This is a genomic window from Allobosea sp. BH3 (genome assembly GCF_025499465.1).
In the GTDB taxonomy this organism is placed as follows: domain Bacteria; phylum Pseudomonadota; class Alphaproteobacteria; order Rhizobiales; family Beijerinckiaceae; genus Allobosea.
In genome coordinates, this window is sequence record NZ_JAIMCA010000002.1 from 449,892 (window position 1) to 464,696 (window position 14,805).

A 14,805-nucleotide genomic window follows, 5' to 3' on the forward strand; every position below is an offset into this window, starting at 1 on the left:
ATGGCACGCGCGATCCTGATCGTGCTGGATTCGGTCGGTTGCGGCGGCGCCGAGGATGCGGCGGCCTATGGCGACGCCGGCTCCGACACGCTCGGCCATATCGCACGGGCCTGCACCGAGGGCCACGGCGACCGGGAGGGGCTTCGCCAAGGGCCGCTAACGCTGCCCAATCTCGTGCGGCTCGGCCTCGCCCATGCCTGCGAGGCTTCGACGGGGCGTCCGCTCGCCGGGGTCGAGATGCCGGCCGCGCCTGAAGGGCGCTGGGGCTACGGCGTCGAGATCAGCCAGGGAAAGGATACGCCCTCGGGCCATTGGGAGATCGCCGGCTGCCCGGTCTCCTTGCCATGGGGCTATTTCACAGAACTGGAAAACTCCTTCCCGCCCGAGCTCGTCGCCGGCATCGTCAAGGAAGGCGCCCTGCCCGGCATCCTCGGCGACCGGCATGCTTCCGGCATCGCGATCATCGAGGAGCTCGGCGAGGAGCACATCCGGACGGGCAAGCCGATCTGCTACACCTCGGTCGATTCCGTGCTGCAGATCGCGGCGCATGAGGAGCATTTCGGGCTGGAGCGGCTCTACGCGCTCTGCAAGACGGTGCGAAGGTTGGTCGACCCCTTAAGGATCGGGCGCGTCATCGCGCGGCCTTTCGTGGGCTCCGTCGAGGAAGGCTTCACCCGCACCGGCAATCGCAAGGATTTCGCGATCCCGCCGCCTGCCGAGACGATCCTCGACCGGCTGACGGCGCAGGGCCGCAAGATCGTCACCGTTGGAAAGATCGGCGACATCTTCGCCCATCGCGCCACCGGCGAGGAGATCAAGCCCTTCGGCAACCATGCGATGATGGAAGCTGCGCTGGCGGCCTGGGATGAGCTCCCCGATGGCGGCTTCTGTTTCGTCAACCTCGTCGATTTCGACACCGAGTTCGGCCATCGCCGCGATGTGCCGGGCTATGCCGCCGCGCTGGAAGCCTTCGACCGGCAGCTACCGCGTCTGGAAGCCATGCTGAGGCCCGGAGACATCGCCGTCATCACCGCCGACCATGGCAACGACCCGACATGGCGCGGCACCGACCATACGCGCGAGCATGTGCCGATCCTCGCCTTCGGCCCCGGCATCACACCGCAGCCGCTGGGACGTCGCGAGAGCTTCGCCGATATCGCCGCGAGCCTCGGCGTCTTCCTCGGCATCGGCCCCGTCGGCCCCGGCCGGGCCTGGTAGCTCGCCCCATCGCACTACCCGTCATTGCGAAAAGCGAAGCGACGAAGCAATGACGATCCAGGCGGAGTAAAAGGCCGAGCTCAGGCCGCCGCCACCTGCTCGCAGAAGCTCGCGACCTCGCGGCGGATGTCCTGCGCCTGCTGCGCGAGCGCGCTCGCCGTGCTCTGGAGCTGCTCGGCGGCGTCGTGCGTCTCACGGGTCATGAGGTCGAAGCCGCCGGCGACGTCGGCGCTGCGCTGGGCGCCCTGGAAGGACAGGTGAACCTGATGGGCGATCTCGGCGGTAGCGTGGCTCTGCTCGTCGACGGAAAGCGCGATCGCGTTGGCGACGCTCTCGACCGCGCCGATCGCCTCGACGATATCGCGAATGGCCTTGAGCGAGCGCTGCGAAGCCTTCTGCATCGCCCCGATCTGGTGGGAGACCTCGTCGGTCGCCTTCGCGGTCTGCGAGGAGAGCGTCTTCACCTCGCTGGCGACGACAGCGAAGCCGCGGCCCATCTCGCCGGCGCGCGCAGCCTCGATGGTGGCGTTCAGCGCCAGCATGCTGGTTTGGGCCGCGATGCTGCGGATGATCTCGACGACAGTGCCGACATTCTCGCTGCTGCGGGCCAGATGCTCGATCTCCGCGCTGGCGCTGCGCGCCAGTTCGGCCGTCGATTTCGAGCCGTCGGCGGAGTCCGCCGCATTGCGGCCGATCTCGCCGATCGAGGCGACGAGCTCGGTGCTCGCGGCCGAGAGATGCTCGATGCTCTGCATGGTGCCCGCAGCGGAATCGGAGACGAGCGCGGTCTGCAGACGCACGCGGTCCGAGGTCGCCGTCAGCGTGCCGGCCTCGCCCTTCATCGCCACGGCCGAATGGTCGAGCACCGCCATCGCCTGCTCCATCTGCTGACGGAAGCCCGACACGATCTCCCGCAGCGCCTGCGCGCGCCGGGCGAGCTCCTCCGAGAGGGCACGCTCCTTCTCGCCGGCGATGCGCTCGCGCTCAGCCACGGCCTGCGCCCGTTCGAGGTTTTCCTCGTGACGCGCGAACATGCGCTGCATCACGATGGCGAATATCGCCAGGAACGAAGTCTCGATGACGACGATCACCGCATGCAGCAGCACGCGCAGCAGGCTGCCGCCCTGATAGAACACGGCCGCCGGCAATACATACTGCAGGACGAGATGATGCAGCGCCGTCAGCACCGCCCCCATCAGAACGGGCCGCCAGTCGCAGAAGCCGGCGAGCAGCGCCAGCACCGCGAAATAGTACATGTGCATGTCCGGCTGCCAGGGATGACCGGCGAAGCTGAACACCATCGTCGACACCTGCCCGATCAGCACCGCCGCGATGACGAGCTGCGTCACGATCGCCGTTCCGAAAAGGCCGTAGAGCAGCACGGCTACCGCCACCGTCACTGCGGAGAGGGCGACGGGGACGAGGCCCGAGGAGCCGTTCGCCCAAAAGGCCAGCACCAGCAACGGCAGATGGATGACGGACAGCGCGAGAAGCGCCTGCGCCACGCCGCGGCGCACAGCCGGGAGTGACCAGATCATATCGTCACCTGCGCCGGGTCTGCGGCATCGAGACACCCTGCCAGGCCCGAAAGAGCCAGCGAGAGCCAGGCGCCGCTGGGCAGCGGCCTGGCCTTGGCGCCCGAAGCGGCGGGAGCGACCACGACGATGGAGGAAAGGCGCCCGGTGCGGAGCACCTTATGACCGGCCGCAAAGCTGAGCGCGATTGCTTCCGGGCCGGAAACCCAGGGCGGGAAGACGATCGCCACCGGTTCAGCGCCCTTGCCGGCGCCCGCGAGGCTGGCAAGTGGCGCGAGGCTGACGAGCAGACAGATCGCGCCGACCAAAAGGCTGCCGCCCGGCGAGAGCCGCTCCTCCCGGAGCGTGCCGGAGTTCACAGGGCGAGACGAAGGCATGGACGGCGGATCACTCGATACGTCGGGGCATGACCACTCAAGACGAGTTGCGTAAAATTTCACTTACGCCATGCAGCAAAGTTTTGCGCCAAGTCCTTGGCTCATGTTTTATCGACGCGATAATAATACAATCTATCGCTTGGCATCCTCCGACATTTTCAATCGAAACCTACCGAACTGGGTACGATTCCGCGAAGCGCGTCAGCCCTGCAAGCGCTGCTTGATGCGCCGGATCAGCCCGTCGCGGACATCGCGATAAGCGTCGAGCTTCTGCTCGCGCGAGCCCTGGAACACTGTGGGATCGACGGTCGGCCAGTATTCGACATCGACCGCGAGGGTGCGGGTCAGCTCCAGCGCCCGGTGGTGCGCCTCCGGCGAGAGCGAGATGATGAGGTCGAAATTCAGCCCCTCCCATTCCTCCAGCTCATCGACCGATTTCGGCTTATGGCGGCTGAGATCGATGCCGATCTCGTCCAGCACCGCGAGCGCGAAGCCGTCGGGCTCGCCCTTCCTGGCGCCGGCCGACTGGACATAGATCGACTTGCCGAAAAAGTGCTTGGCCAGCGCCTCGGCAATCGGCGAGCGCACGGCGTTCATCGCGCAGATGAACAGGACGCTCTGGACCTTTCGCGGGATGGCCGGCTGCGCATTGGGCGCATTTTCTTCACGCGAACCGATATCCATTTCGCCTGAAAATGCTTTGGGCTCCAAGCGCGTCAGCCCTTCCAGTGAAGGGCAAAGATCAGCGTGAAGAGGCGGCGCGCGGTGTCGAAGTCGATCTCGACCTTGTTGGCCAGCCGCTCGGCGAGGATGACGGCCGCCTCGTCATGGAGGCCGCGCCGGCCCATGTCGATCGCCTCGATCTGCGAAGGTGTCGCCGTGCGGATGGCGGCGTAGTAGCTCTCGCAGATCAGCTCATAGTCCTTGATGATGCGTCGGAACGGGCTGAGCGAGAGGTGGTGGGTCACCACGGCTGCGCCTCCCGCCTCCTTGACCTCCAGAACCAGGCGGCGCTCCACCAGGGCGAGATGGACGAGGTAGGGCCCGCCATCATGCTCCGGCACCGAGAAGCGGTTGCGCTCGATCAGGTCGTAGATGGCGACGGCGCGCTCGTGCTCCTGGTCCGGCGTGCCGCGGCCGAGCGAGTCCTCATCGAGCGTGACGCCGACCAGGCTGCGCCTGTCGGGAGATGAGACCGTTGGCATCGCTACTCCTGCCGCGGCGCCGGCGAGAGACCGGCTCTCAAAGATTGAGTCTGATCGTCACGGATCGGCCATGCGCCTGCAAGCCCTCCGCTTCGGCGAGTTGCGTCGCGGCCGAGGCCAGGGCGCGCAGCCCCTCGGGGCCGCATTTCAGCAGCGAAGTGCGCTTCATGAAGTCGCCGACGCCCAGCCCCGAAGAGAAGCGGGCCGAGCGCGCCGTGGGCAGGACATGGTTGGGGCCGCCGACATAGTCCCCGATCGCCTCGGGCGTATGGCCGCCCAGGAAGATCGCCCCGGCATTGCGGATCAGATTGCTCAGGCGCTCGGGCTCTGCGGTCATGATCTCGAGATGCTCGGGCGCGATGCGGTCGACCAGCGGCACAGCGGCCTCGAGATCGGCCACGAGCAGGATCGCGCCGAAGTCCTGCCAGCTCTTTCCGGCGATCCCGGCGCGCGGCAGCGTCTTCAACTGGGCCTCGACCGCCTTCTCGACCTCGGCCGCGAGGCCGGCATCGTCCGTCATCAGGATCGACTGGGCGGAGACGTCATGCTCGGCCTGCGCCAGCAAATCGGCGGCGATCCAGTCGGGATTGGCGGTGCGGTCGGCAATGACCAACACCTCGGAGGGGCCGGCGATCATGTCGATGCCGACCTGGCCGAACACACGGCGCTTGGCGGCGGCGACATAGGCGTTGCCGGGGCCGACGATCTTGGCGACAGGCGCGATGCTCGCCGTGCCATAGGCCAACGCCGCCACGGCCTGCGCGCCGCCGATGCGATAGACCTCGTCGACACCGGCAAGACGTGCCGCTGCGAGGACGAGCGGGTTGGTTTCGCCGCGCGGGGTCGGCGCGACCATGACGATGCGCGGCACACCCGCGACCTTCGCCGGAATCGCGTTCATCAGCACGGAAGACGGGTAGCTCGCAGTGCCCCCCGGCACATAGAGCCCGACGGCCTCGATGGCGCTCCAGCGCCAGCCGGTCTCGATGCCGGCGGCGTCCTTCACCCAGGAATCGGTCGGCTTCTGACGCTCGTGATAGGCCAGGATGCGGTCGCGCGCGGTTTCCAGCGCCATCAGCAGCTCGGCCGAGCAGGCGGCGATGGCCGCGTCGATCTCGGCCTCGCTGACGCGCAGCGTTTCGGGCGTGAGATCCAGCGCATCGAAGCGGCTGGTATAGGCGATCAGCGCGGCATCGCCCTTCCCGCGGATTTCGGCGATGATGTCGGCTGCAACACGGTCGACCTCCTCCGAGACCTCGCGCTTGGCGGACAGCAGCGCCGAAAAGCCTTCCGTGAAGCCTGCATCCCGGTCGTCGAGCCTGATCGGCATGGGTGTTCCTCGGATTGGCGACGGCGAGGATTCATCCCCCGCGCATCTTCAGCAGTCATCCCGGGCGACCGAAGGGAGACCCGGGATCCATGCCGGAACCTTCACAGGAAGCGCTCCGGCATGGATCCCGGATCGGCGCCGCTGCGCGGCTTGTCCGGGATGACGGCGCGTTATTAGACGATGGGAGCAGCCGATAGAAGTCGTCGGACGAAAAGCCTTCAGCCCTCGTCGGGGTGGCCCGGCGTGGCCACGGCCTCCCAGACCGGCCCGAGGTCCTTCATCTGGGCCTCGACGCATTCGACCGAGAGGCGGATCGCCGCGCCTTCCGAGAAATGCAGCGTGACGTCGCCGGCCGGCTCCTCGCCCTGGTCGAAGGTGATGGCGAGGAGGTTGAGTACCTTGCCGGCATCCTTCGGATCGAGCTTGGCGCTGCGGACATTGAGGACGCGGTCGAAATGCAGCGCAGTCAGCCGGCGCCGGCGCTCGCCGTGCTGCGCGCCCTCCCAATCGAAGCGCCGCGCCGCCAGGGCAAAGCGCTTCTCGGCCGGCAGATAGACGAGATCGACCGCCTTCAGCACCGCATCCTGGAGATGGGCTGAGACGATCGCGAGGTCGTCAGCGTCGAGCGCGATGAGCTTCAGCGGGTCGGCGGCATCGTCAGACATGGCACTGTTCTGGCGAGACGCCCCGAGAAAATCAACCGTCCAGAATCAACCGCTGATGCGCTCCACCACCGCCCCGCAGCGCGAAAGCTTGGCTTCCAGCGCCTCGAAGCCACGATCGAGATGGTAGACGCGGTTGATGGTGGTGTCGCCTTCGGCGGCGAGACCGCCGATGACGAGCGAGACCGAGGCGCGCAGATCGGTCGCCATGACAGGCGCGCCGGTGAGCTTCGGCACGCCCTCGACATGGGCGACATCGCCGTCCAGCCGGATCTTCGCGCCGAGCCGGGCGAGTTCCTGCACATGCATGAAACGGTTCTCAAAGATGGTCTCGCGGATACGCGAGGTGCCCTTCGCCCTGGTCATCAGCGCCATGAACTGCGCCTGCAGATCCGTCGGAAAACCCGGGAAAGGCGAGGTGTCGACATCGACCGCCTCGATGCCGTGGCCGTTGCGGCGCACGCGGACGCCCTCGTTCGTGGTGCTGATCTCGACACCGGCCTTGACCAGCGTGTCCAGCGCTTCCTGCAGCAGCTCGGGGCGGGCACCCTCGAGCATGACGTCGCCGCCGGCCATGGCGACCGCCATCGCATAGGTGCCGGTCTCGATCCGGTCCGGCAGCACGGCGTGATGCGCGCCGCCGAGACGCGAAACGCCGGTGACGACGATGCGCGAGGTGCCGGCGCCCTCGATCTTCGCGCCCATCTTGACGAGGCAGGCGGCGAGGTCCGTGACTTCGGGCTCGCGAGCGGCGTTCTCGATCACGGTCGTGCCCTGGGCGAGGACAGCGGCCATCAGGGCGGTGTGCGTGCCGCCGACCGTGACCTTCGGGAAGACGATCTGGCCGCCCTTGAGGCCCTTGGGCGCGCGCGCCAGCGCATAGCCGTTCTCGATCACGATCTCGGCGCCGAGCTTCTCCAGCGCCATCAGCAGCAGATCGACCGGGCGGGTGCCGATGGCGCAGCCGCCGGGCAGCGAAACCTTGGCCTCGCCCATCCGCGCCAGGATCGGCGCAATGACCCAGAAGCTCGCGCGCATGGTCGAGACCAGCTCGTAGGGCGCGCAGGTATCGACGATCTGGCGTGCGGTCAGCGCCATGGTCTGGCCCGTCTCGGCCGACTGGCCGATGCGTTTGCCGGCGACGGTGCGGTCGACGCCGTGGTTCGACAGGATGCGCGAGAGCGCCGTGACGTCGGAAAGGCGCGGGACGTTGGTCAGCGTCAACGTCTCGTCCGTCAGCAGGCTCGCGATCATCAGCGGCAGCGCGGCGTTCTTCGCCCCGGAGATCGGAATCGCGCCATTGAGGCTCTGGCCGCCGGTGATGCGGATCTTGTCCATCTTCAGGTCCTGCTCGACCACCCGGCGCAGAGCCGGCGGCCCATGAAACAAAGGGAAATCAGGACCGGGGAGGATCGGCCTGAGGGGACGTCGCCGGCTCCTGCGCTTTCGCCTCTTCCGAGCGGCGAGCGCGAGCCTGGGCCTTGCGGCGCTTCAGGTTCTCGCGGAGCGCGGCGGCTAGGCGCGCCTGCTTCTCGTCCTCGGCTGTCTGGCGAGTCACGGCATCAGCTCGACATCGGTGTTGAACGCTGGGAACGCGGCGAATTCGGGGCGCGGTATCGTTAGCGGCAGGACCAGCCCGCGACAAGCGTTCCGGACCGACGCACAGCCACTCCCTGCGCACCCCAGCGGCATGATCAGCACGCGCGGCCGGAGAATATCATGTCGTTTCGGCCGCTTCTCTTCGGCGATTTATGTCGCAGCACGCACTCATCTTGAAATCTTCAGAAAAATCACACTGCGCGCTGCACGACTGGCGAGATTGCTTCGATGCGCAATCGATGAAAACAGATTAAGGCTGTTAACCATTTCCGGCAGAACTCGTTTACAACTTGTTAAGCTTGTTTACCCTGCCGGTGTCGATGCGTTGCGTTGCGGAGTAGCGAGATGTTGCAGTCGCTTACGAGCAGAGCCGAGCTCATAGCCCCGGCCCTTCAGGAGAGCTGCGAGGTCATCGACGCGATCCGCTACAAGGCCGGCTTCCTGCCGGAGGTGGAGCTCGCCTATGAGCGGGAGATCCAGACGCTCTGGGTCACGATCCGGCCGGAGCTGAAGCCGGTCTTCACGCTGCAGCTGCTCGACAGCCTGGTTAAGATCCAGAGCGCGATCGTCGCGCTGTGGGGCGCGCCGGACCAGTATCACCGCGCTCCGGTTCGCTTCCTGGCCTTCCGCGGCGCCGGCCCGTTCTTCACGCTCGGCGGCGATCTGGACTTCTACCTGGACTGCCTGGCGAAGAACGACCGGGCCGCGCTCGCCGAATATGCGCGGCTCTCGGCGGAAGGGGCGATCTGGAACTCGAACGGCCTGAACGGGCTGGTGGTCACGCTGTCGACCATCCATGCCAAGGCGATCGGCGGCGGCATCGACGCGCCGCGCTCCTGCAACGTGATGATCGCCGAGGAGCAGGCCTCGTTCGTCTACCCCGAGATCAAGTTCAACCACTTCCCGATCACGGCAGTCGCGATCCTTTCGCGGCGGATGGGGCAGCGCGCGGCCGAGCAGATGCTGCTCTCCGGCGAGGACATGAGCGCAAGCGCGTTCATGGCGGCGGGCGCTCTCGACGCCGTGGTGCCGACCGGGACGGGCGAGGCCTGGATCCGCAAGTATTGCGCGGACTCACTGCCGAGCCATGCCGCCCGGACGGCGCTGTTCTCCGCCTTCAACCGCCGCTCGGGCGACCTGAGGGAGGAGCTCTCCCATCTCGGCCAGATCTGGACGGACTGCATGCTGCGCCTGACGCCGAGCGCGATCTCGAAGCTGCAGCGCATCGCGCAGACGCAGGACCGGATGCTGTCGCGCGTCTACCAGCGGCATCTGGCCGCCGTTTGAGCCTGTTCTAGGGCGATATTTCCGAATTGATGGGCAAAATCCGCCCTATATTCAGAAAAACTGTGACGAGGCCATACGAAGCATTTACCTCTGACGCCTTAAAAACCTCCGCATGATAGGCGACATCCGGACATCGCCCATCGCACCGCAGAGAGCGGCAAAGGCAGGAGTGTATGGCAGGCGCGCTCAAGCGACTGATGGCGGCTGGCGGGCGCGACCGGGGCGGTGACGTCGACCTGGCTGGCTATACGCTGCTGGTCTCGTCGCTGTTCTCCTCGCCGGCCTCGATCATTCCTGGCGGCATCGCGGGTATCCTGACGCCTTTCCTGTGCTGGCTTTCGACCGGCATGGACATCTTCATGACCCTCACCATCGTCGTGACGGTGGTGGTGGTTCTGCGGGTGATGACCGTCGTCGCCTATCGGCGGCTCAGCCATGCCAATGACAGCTATGCGCAGACGCGCCGGTGGGACCGCGACTACTTCATCGGCGCGACGGTATTCAGCGCGGTGCTGGGCTACAGCTGCTATGTCGCGCTGGTCCAGACCGACGACCCGGCCGCGCATATCACCTCGGTCGCGTCCACGATCGCGCTGGCGTCCGGCTATGTCGCGCGCAATGCCGGCCGGCCGAAATTCGTCGCCGTGCAGCTGATGATGTTCTGCGTCCCGATGGCGATCGGCCTGATCGGAGCCCACAACCCGTATTATCGCTACATCGGCTATTTCGCCTTCCTCTATCTCGCCGCCAACATCGCGATCACCAACTCGCTGCACCGCAACCTGCTGGCGCTTAGCGACGCGACCAAGCAATCGAAGGCGCTCGCCTCGGCCCTGCACTCCCAGAACCTGACGCTCGACGCCGCGCTGAATACGATGATCGACGGGCTGGCGATGTTCGACGCCAACCTGAAGCTTGCTGTCGCCAACGCCCCGCACAGCAGCCTCTACGGCCTGCCCGAGACCCTCTCCCTGCCCGGCACGCCGATGACCGCGATCGCCCGCTTCCTCGTCGAGCGGCAGGTGATCAGCAAGGAGCAGCTGCACGATCTGCGCGGGGGGCTGGACACGGTGCAGAAGACGCAGACCGCGGCGAGCCGCGAGGTGGTGACCCGCAGCGGGCTCGTGCTGGTCGTCACCTTCGCTCCGGCGGCCGAAGGCGGCATCCTGATGCTGACGGAGGACGCGACGGAGCGGAAGGCGACGGAGGCCCGCATCGAGCAGATGGCCCGGTTCGACGAACTCACCGGCCTCGCCAACCGCTTCGAGTACAATGCCCAGATCAGGGAAGCCTTCGCCCGGCTGGAGCGCACGGGCGAGGCCTTCGCGCTGTTCTATGTCGATCTCGACGGCTTCAAGCAGGTCAATGACAGCCTGGGCCATGATGTCGGCGACCAGGTGCTGATGGAGACGGCAAGCCGGCTGCGCAGCGCGATCCGCGCCAACGACCTGCTGGCGCGCTTCGGCGGCGACGAGTTCCTGGCGATCCTGCCTTCGGCCGACCACGCCATCGTCACAGCCATCGCGCAGCGCATGATCAACGCGATGACGCGCGTCTTCGATGTCGACGGGAAGACCGTCTATGTCACCGCCAGCATCGGCATCGCCATGGCGCCGAGCGACGGCCGGAGGCCCGCGGACCTGCTGCGCCATGCCGACACCGCGCTCTACAAGGCCAAGGCGGCCGGCCGCAACACGCTGATGTTCTTCAACCCGGCCATGGCCGAGGAGATGCTGGAGCGGCATGAGCTCGAGGTCGCTCTGCGCGAGGCCTTCGCCAACGGTTCGCTCGAGCTCTACTACCAGCCGATTGTCGACCTGAAGACGCAGGAGATCATCTCCCGCGAGGCGCTGATGCGCTGGGCCCACCCGACGCGCGGCATGGTGCCGGCCGGCGTCTTCATCCCGATCGCCGAGCAATCCGGCCTGATCGGCATGATGGGCGACTGGGCGATCCGGCAGGCTTGCAAGGATGCTGCCGGCTGGGAGCCGAATGTCGGGCTCTCGGTGAACGTCTCGCCGCTGCAGTTCCGCGAACCAAGGCGAATCGTCGAGACCGTGAAGGAAGCGCTGCTCGCCTCCGGGCTTGAATCGCGGCGCCTCATGCTCGAAGTGACGGAATCGCTGCTGATCGAGGACAACAAGCTGACGCTCCAGGTGCTCGACGACCTCCGGGCGCTTGGCGTGACCTTCGCGCTGGACGATTTCGGCACCGGATATTCCTCGCTCGCCTATCTCTCCACATACCCCTTCGCGCAGGTGAAGATCGACCAGAGCTTCGCCCGCGAGGTCCATACCAACGAGGCGCCGAAAGCGGTCATCGAGGCGGTCTGCCAGCTCGCCCGCCGCCTGCAGATGACCGTCGTGGTGGAAGGCATCGAAACCGAGCAGCAGCGGATCGCCGTCCAGCTCCTCGGCGCGCACCGGGCGCAGGGCTTCCTGTTCGGCCGGCCGGAACCGCTGGCGGTCATCAAGGCCCGCGGCGGCAACCGCAGCGTCGCCTGAGAGGCGCACAGGGTTTTTGCACGGCAGCCGTGCAGCGGCCTTGATTCCGCCCGCTCGACGACGCATCTGCGATGAAGGCGGCAGCGAAGCAGGACTTTACGTGAGCGAGGGCACGGCCAAAACGGCACCACCTGCCGCGTTGACACCCGACATCTGCGTCATCGGCGCGGGCGCGAACGGCATTGCGGTGGCGACTGCCGCCGCGGCCTTCGGCGTATCGGTCGTGCTGGTCGAACGCGGCGAGACAGGCGGCAGCAGAGCGCCGCTTGCCGCCAGAACGCTGATCGAGGCCGCTGCCCTGGCGCAGACGATGCGGAAGGGCGGAGCGCCTGCCCTGCCCGCGCCTTTCCATGACCATGTCCGCCGTGTGCTGTCGGCCGAGGCCATCGACACGACCGAGGAGCGGCTGAAGGCCCTTGGGATCGTGATCGTCCGCGGCACGGCACGCTTTTCCAGCCGCAGCACCGTCATGGTCGGCGACCAGGCGATCAAGGCGCGGCGCTTCGTCATCGCGACCGGCGGCCGGCCGGCAGCCCCGGACCTGCCAGGCCTCGATTCCGTATCCGTGCTCTCCGAGGACGACCTGGCGGGGCTGACCCGCCTGCCGGAGCGCCCCATCGTGCTGGGCGGCGACGGCATGGCCACCGCCCTGGCGCAGGCGATGCAGCGCCTCGGCAGCACGGTGTCGCTCGTCGCGCCCGAAGGGCTGATGCCTGAGCACGATGCCGAGGCGGTCAACATCACGCGCCGCCGCCTGTTGCGCGAAGGGCTTGCGATCCATGAAGGTCATGGGCCGCTGCGGGCTGAGCGCTCCCGCACGGGCCTGCGGCTCGTCCTCTCCACGCCCGAAGGCGAGAAGGTGGTCAAGGGCTCGCAGCTCTTCATCGCCGCGCCCCGTCGGCCGGAGATCGGAGGACTCGAACTCGATCTTGCCGGAATTCGCCACGACGCCACGGGCATCCTCGTCGACAAAAGCCTCCGGACTGCCAATCGCCGCGTCTATGCGCTGGGCGGCTGCGCGGGTGGCGTCGGGGCCGCTGCCTCCGGCCAGGCTGGCGACGACCATGTCGGGCTGATCCTGCGCAGCATCCTGTTCCGCCAGCCGGTGCGGATCGATCCCGCGAGCTATCCGCGCATCGCTCCGTGCCAGCCGGAGATCGCCGCGATCGGCCTGTCCGAAGATGCCGCCCGGGCCAAGGCCGGTACGATCCGCGTGCTGCGCTGGCCTTTCGCCGAGATCGCGGGAGCGCGCATGGCCGGTGAGGCCGACGGCTTCATCAAGCTCGTTACCGATGCGAAGGGCCGCCTGCTGGGCGTCACCATCGTCGCGGAGGGCGCGGGCGAACTGATCGCGCCCTGGTGCGTGGCCGTCAAAGCCGGGATCGACGCCGCCGCGATGGCCGGCATCGCCATGCCCGCGCTCGGCCGCTCGCAGGCCTCGCGCCGGGTGGCCCTCTCCTTCCATGCCTCGACAGCCGCGAGCCCCCGCATCCGCCGCCTGATCGGCTTTCTGCGCCGTTTCGGCTAAGATCGCGGGCGATGCACAAGCCAGGGCTGCAGAGGAACGACCTGTCGATCAGCCAGCCGCGGAGCCTGACCCGGCTCGGCCTTTCGGCCAAGCTCCTGCTCGTCACCGTGCTCTTCGTCATGCTGGCGGAGGTGCTGATTTATGTGCCCTCGATCGCGAACTTCCGACGCAATTGGCTGAACGACCGCATCGCGGCGGCGCAGGTCGCGGCGTTGGTGCTGGAGGGGGCGCCCGAGGACGGGTTGCCCGAAGGCAGCGAGAACCGGCTGCTGATGGGCGTCGGCGCCCGGGCCATCGCCGCACGGGTCGGCGGCGCGCGCCGGCTGCTCAGCCTCGATTCGATGCCGCCGCCGGAAGTCTCCCGCTCCGTCGACCTGCGCAGCCTCGACTGGCTGAGCGCCGTCAACCAGGCGCTCGCCGTGCTGGTCGCGCCGGCGACGATGCCGATCCGCGTGGTGGGCGAGGCCGTCGGCGGTGCCGATTTCGTCGAGATCGTCATCGACGAGGCGCCGCTGCGCCGGGCGATGCTGAAGTTCTCGGCCACTCTACTGCTGGTATCGCTGGTCATCACCGCGCTGGCGGCGCTGGCTCTCTATGTCGCGCTGAATTCGCTGATCATCGGCCCGATCCGGCGGCTGGCGACCAATGTAATGGAGTTCGAGAGCGATCCGGAGAACCCGCAGCGCATCATCGAGCCGACGCTGCGCGCCGACGAGATCGGCGAGGCCGAGCGGGCCCTCGCCCGCATGGAGCAGACGCTCGCCGAGGAGCTGCGGACCAAGAAGCACCTCGCCGAACTCGGGCTCGCCGTCTCCAAGATCAACCACGATCTGCGCAACATGCTGGCGGCTGCGCAGCTCATGTCCGACCAGCTCGTCGAGACGCGCGACGCCAAGATCCGCCGCTTCGCCCCACGGCTGATCGCGACGCTGGGGCGCGCCATCGATTTCTGCCAGGCCACCCTCGCCTATGGCCGCGCTGCCGAGGCGAACCCCGTCATTCGCGATGTCGTCCTGCGCCAACTCGTTTCCGAGCAGGCGGATATGCTCGGCATCCCCGGCAATGCCCGGCTGCGCTTCGAGAACAAGGTTCCGGCTGAGCTGAGCGCGCCTTGCGACCCCGACCAGCTCGCGCGGGTGCTGACGAACCTGATGCGCAACTCCGTCCAGGCGCTGGCGCAGGCCGGGGCCGAGGAAGACGACCAGCCCCTCCTGACGGTGACCGGCGGGGCGGAGAACGGTTCGGTGGCGCTGCGCATCATCGACAACGGGCCGGGCGTGCCGGAGCGGGCACGGGCCAATCTGTTCCAGGCCTTCCGCGGCTCGGTGACGCCGGGCGGGACGGGGCTGGGGCTGGCCATCGCGGCGGAGCTCGTCCGGCTCCATGGCGGCCGGATCGCGCTCGAGCCCTCAAGCTCCGGTGCGGTCTTCCTCGTCGCGCTGCCGGCGCGGCGCGGGAACGGGCATTAGAGTCGAAGCTGGAACCCAGATTGATACCGCTCTGCGGCTGTCCACCTTCTCTGGAATTTCGTCGTGTTCATGGGCTCCGGGCTCAGGCCTT

At 67.4% G+C, this 14,805-nt stretch carries 13 protein-coding genes; 5 read left to right on the forward strand and 8 right to left on the reverse strand.

Translation table 11 applies throughout. From position 1 onward, the window contains the following. Positions 1–1,218 carry a phosphopentomutase gene (locus BoBH3_RS07095; RefSeq protein ID WP_262330061.1) on the forward strand — a complete coding sequence of 406 codons (1,218 nt, stop codon included), beginning with the start codon at positions 1–3 and terminating at the stop codon, positions 1,216–1,218. An 80-nt stretch (positions 1,219–1,298) separates the two neighbouring features. Here BoBH3_RS07095 and BoBH3_RS07100 read toward each other — a convergent pair whose 3' ends face one another. From BoBH3_RS07100 to BoBH3_RS07135, 8 genes are all read right to left on the reverse strand, one after another. Then, complete coding sequence (locus BoBH3_RS07100) at positions 1,299–2,756, reverse strand: methyl-accepting chemotaxis protein (RefSeq protein WP_262330062.1); 1,458 nt, start codon at positions 2,754–2,756, stop codon at positions 1,299–1,301. After that, positions 2,753–3,130 carry a hypothetical protein gene (locus tag BoBH3_RS07105; RefSeq protein WP_262330063.1) on the reverse strand — a complete coding sequence of 126 codons (378 nt, stop codon included), beginning with the start codon at positions 3,128–3,130 and terminating at the stop codon, positions 2,753–2,755. Before BoBH3_RS07105 ends, BoBH3_RS07100 begins: the two co-directional genes overlap by 4 nt. Before the next feature lie 201 nt (positions 3,131–3,331). After that, positions 3,332–3,814: an arsenate-mycothiol transferase ArsC gene (locus BoBH3_RS07110; RefSeq protein WP_262330064.1), complete on the reverse strand. Its 483-nt coding sequence runs from the start codon at positions 3,812–3,814 to the stop codon at positions 3,332–3,334. A 32-nt stretch (positions 3,815–3,846) separates the two neighbouring features. Then, the gene (locus tag BoBH3_RS07115; protein ID WP_262330065.1) at positions 3,847–4,335 is read right to left on the reverse strand and encodes a UPF0262 family protein; all 489 of its coding nucleotides are present in this window, start codon (positions 4,333–4,335) and stop codon (positions 3,847–3,849) included. A 37-nt stretch (positions 4,336–4,372) separates the two neighbouring features. Then, a complete protein-coding gene (gene hisD / locus BoBH3_RS07120) occupies positions 4,373–5,665 on the reverse strand; it encodes a histidinol dehydrogenase (protein WP_262330066.1) in 1,293 nt (430 codons plus the stop codon). 218 nt (positions 5,666–5,883) lie between these two features. Next, positions 5,884–6,330, reverse strand: a complete 447-nt coding sequence (locus BoBH3_RS07125; RefSeq protein WP_262330067.1) for a DUF2948 family protein — start codon at positions 6,328–6,330, stop codon at positions 5,884–5,886. A gap of 45 nt (positions 6,331–6,375) precedes the next feature. Continuing rightward, complete coding sequence (murA, locus tag BoBH3_RS07130; RefSeq protein WP_262330068.1) at positions 6,376–7,665, reverse strand: UDP-N-acetylglucosamine 1-carboxyvinyltransferase; 1,290 nt, start codon at positions 7,663–7,665, stop codon at positions 6,376–6,378. 58 nt (positions 7,666–7,723) lie between these two features. Further along, entirely contained in the window at positions 7,724–7,885 is a 162-nt protein-coding gene (locus tag BoBH3_RS07135; protein ID WP_262330069.1) for a hypothetical protein, read from the reverse strand. A gap of 386 nt (positions 7,886–8,271) precedes the next feature. Here BoBH3_RS07135 and BoBH3_RS07140 point away from each other — a divergent pair, with 386 nt between their 5' ends. The 4 genes from BoBH3_RS07140 to BoBH3_RS07155 all read left to right on the forward strand — a co-directional run bounded on the left by BoBH3_RS07140 (position 8,272) and on the right by BoBH3_RS07155 (position 14,714). Further along, positions 8,272–9,213, forward strand: a complete 942-nt coding sequence (locus BoBH3_RS07140; protein ID WP_262330070.1) for an enoyl-CoA hydratase-related protein — start codon at positions 8,272–8,274, stop codon at positions 9,211–9,213. A gap of 173 nt (positions 9,214–9,386) precedes the next feature. Then, positions 9,387–11,717, forward strand: coding sequence for a putative bifunctional diguanylate cyclase/phosphodiesterase (locus tag BoBH3_RS07145; RefSeq protein WP_262330071.1), 2,331 nt, complete (start codon positions 9,387–9,389; stop codon positions 11,715–11,717). Positions 11,718–11,817: 100 nt separating this feature from the next. After that, positions 11,818–13,245, forward strand: coding sequence for an FAD-dependent oxidoreductase (locus BoBH3_RS07150; RefSeq protein ID WP_262330072.1), 1,428 nt, complete (start codon positions 11,818–11,820; stop codon positions 13,243–13,245). A gap of 11 nt (positions 13,246–13,256) precedes the next feature. Further along, a complete protein-coding gene (locus BoBH3_RS07155; protein WP_262330073.1) occupies positions 13,257–14,714 on the forward strand; it encodes a sensor histidine kinase in 1,458 nt (485 codons plus the stop codon). Positions 14,715–14,805 lie beyond the last annotated feature (91 nt).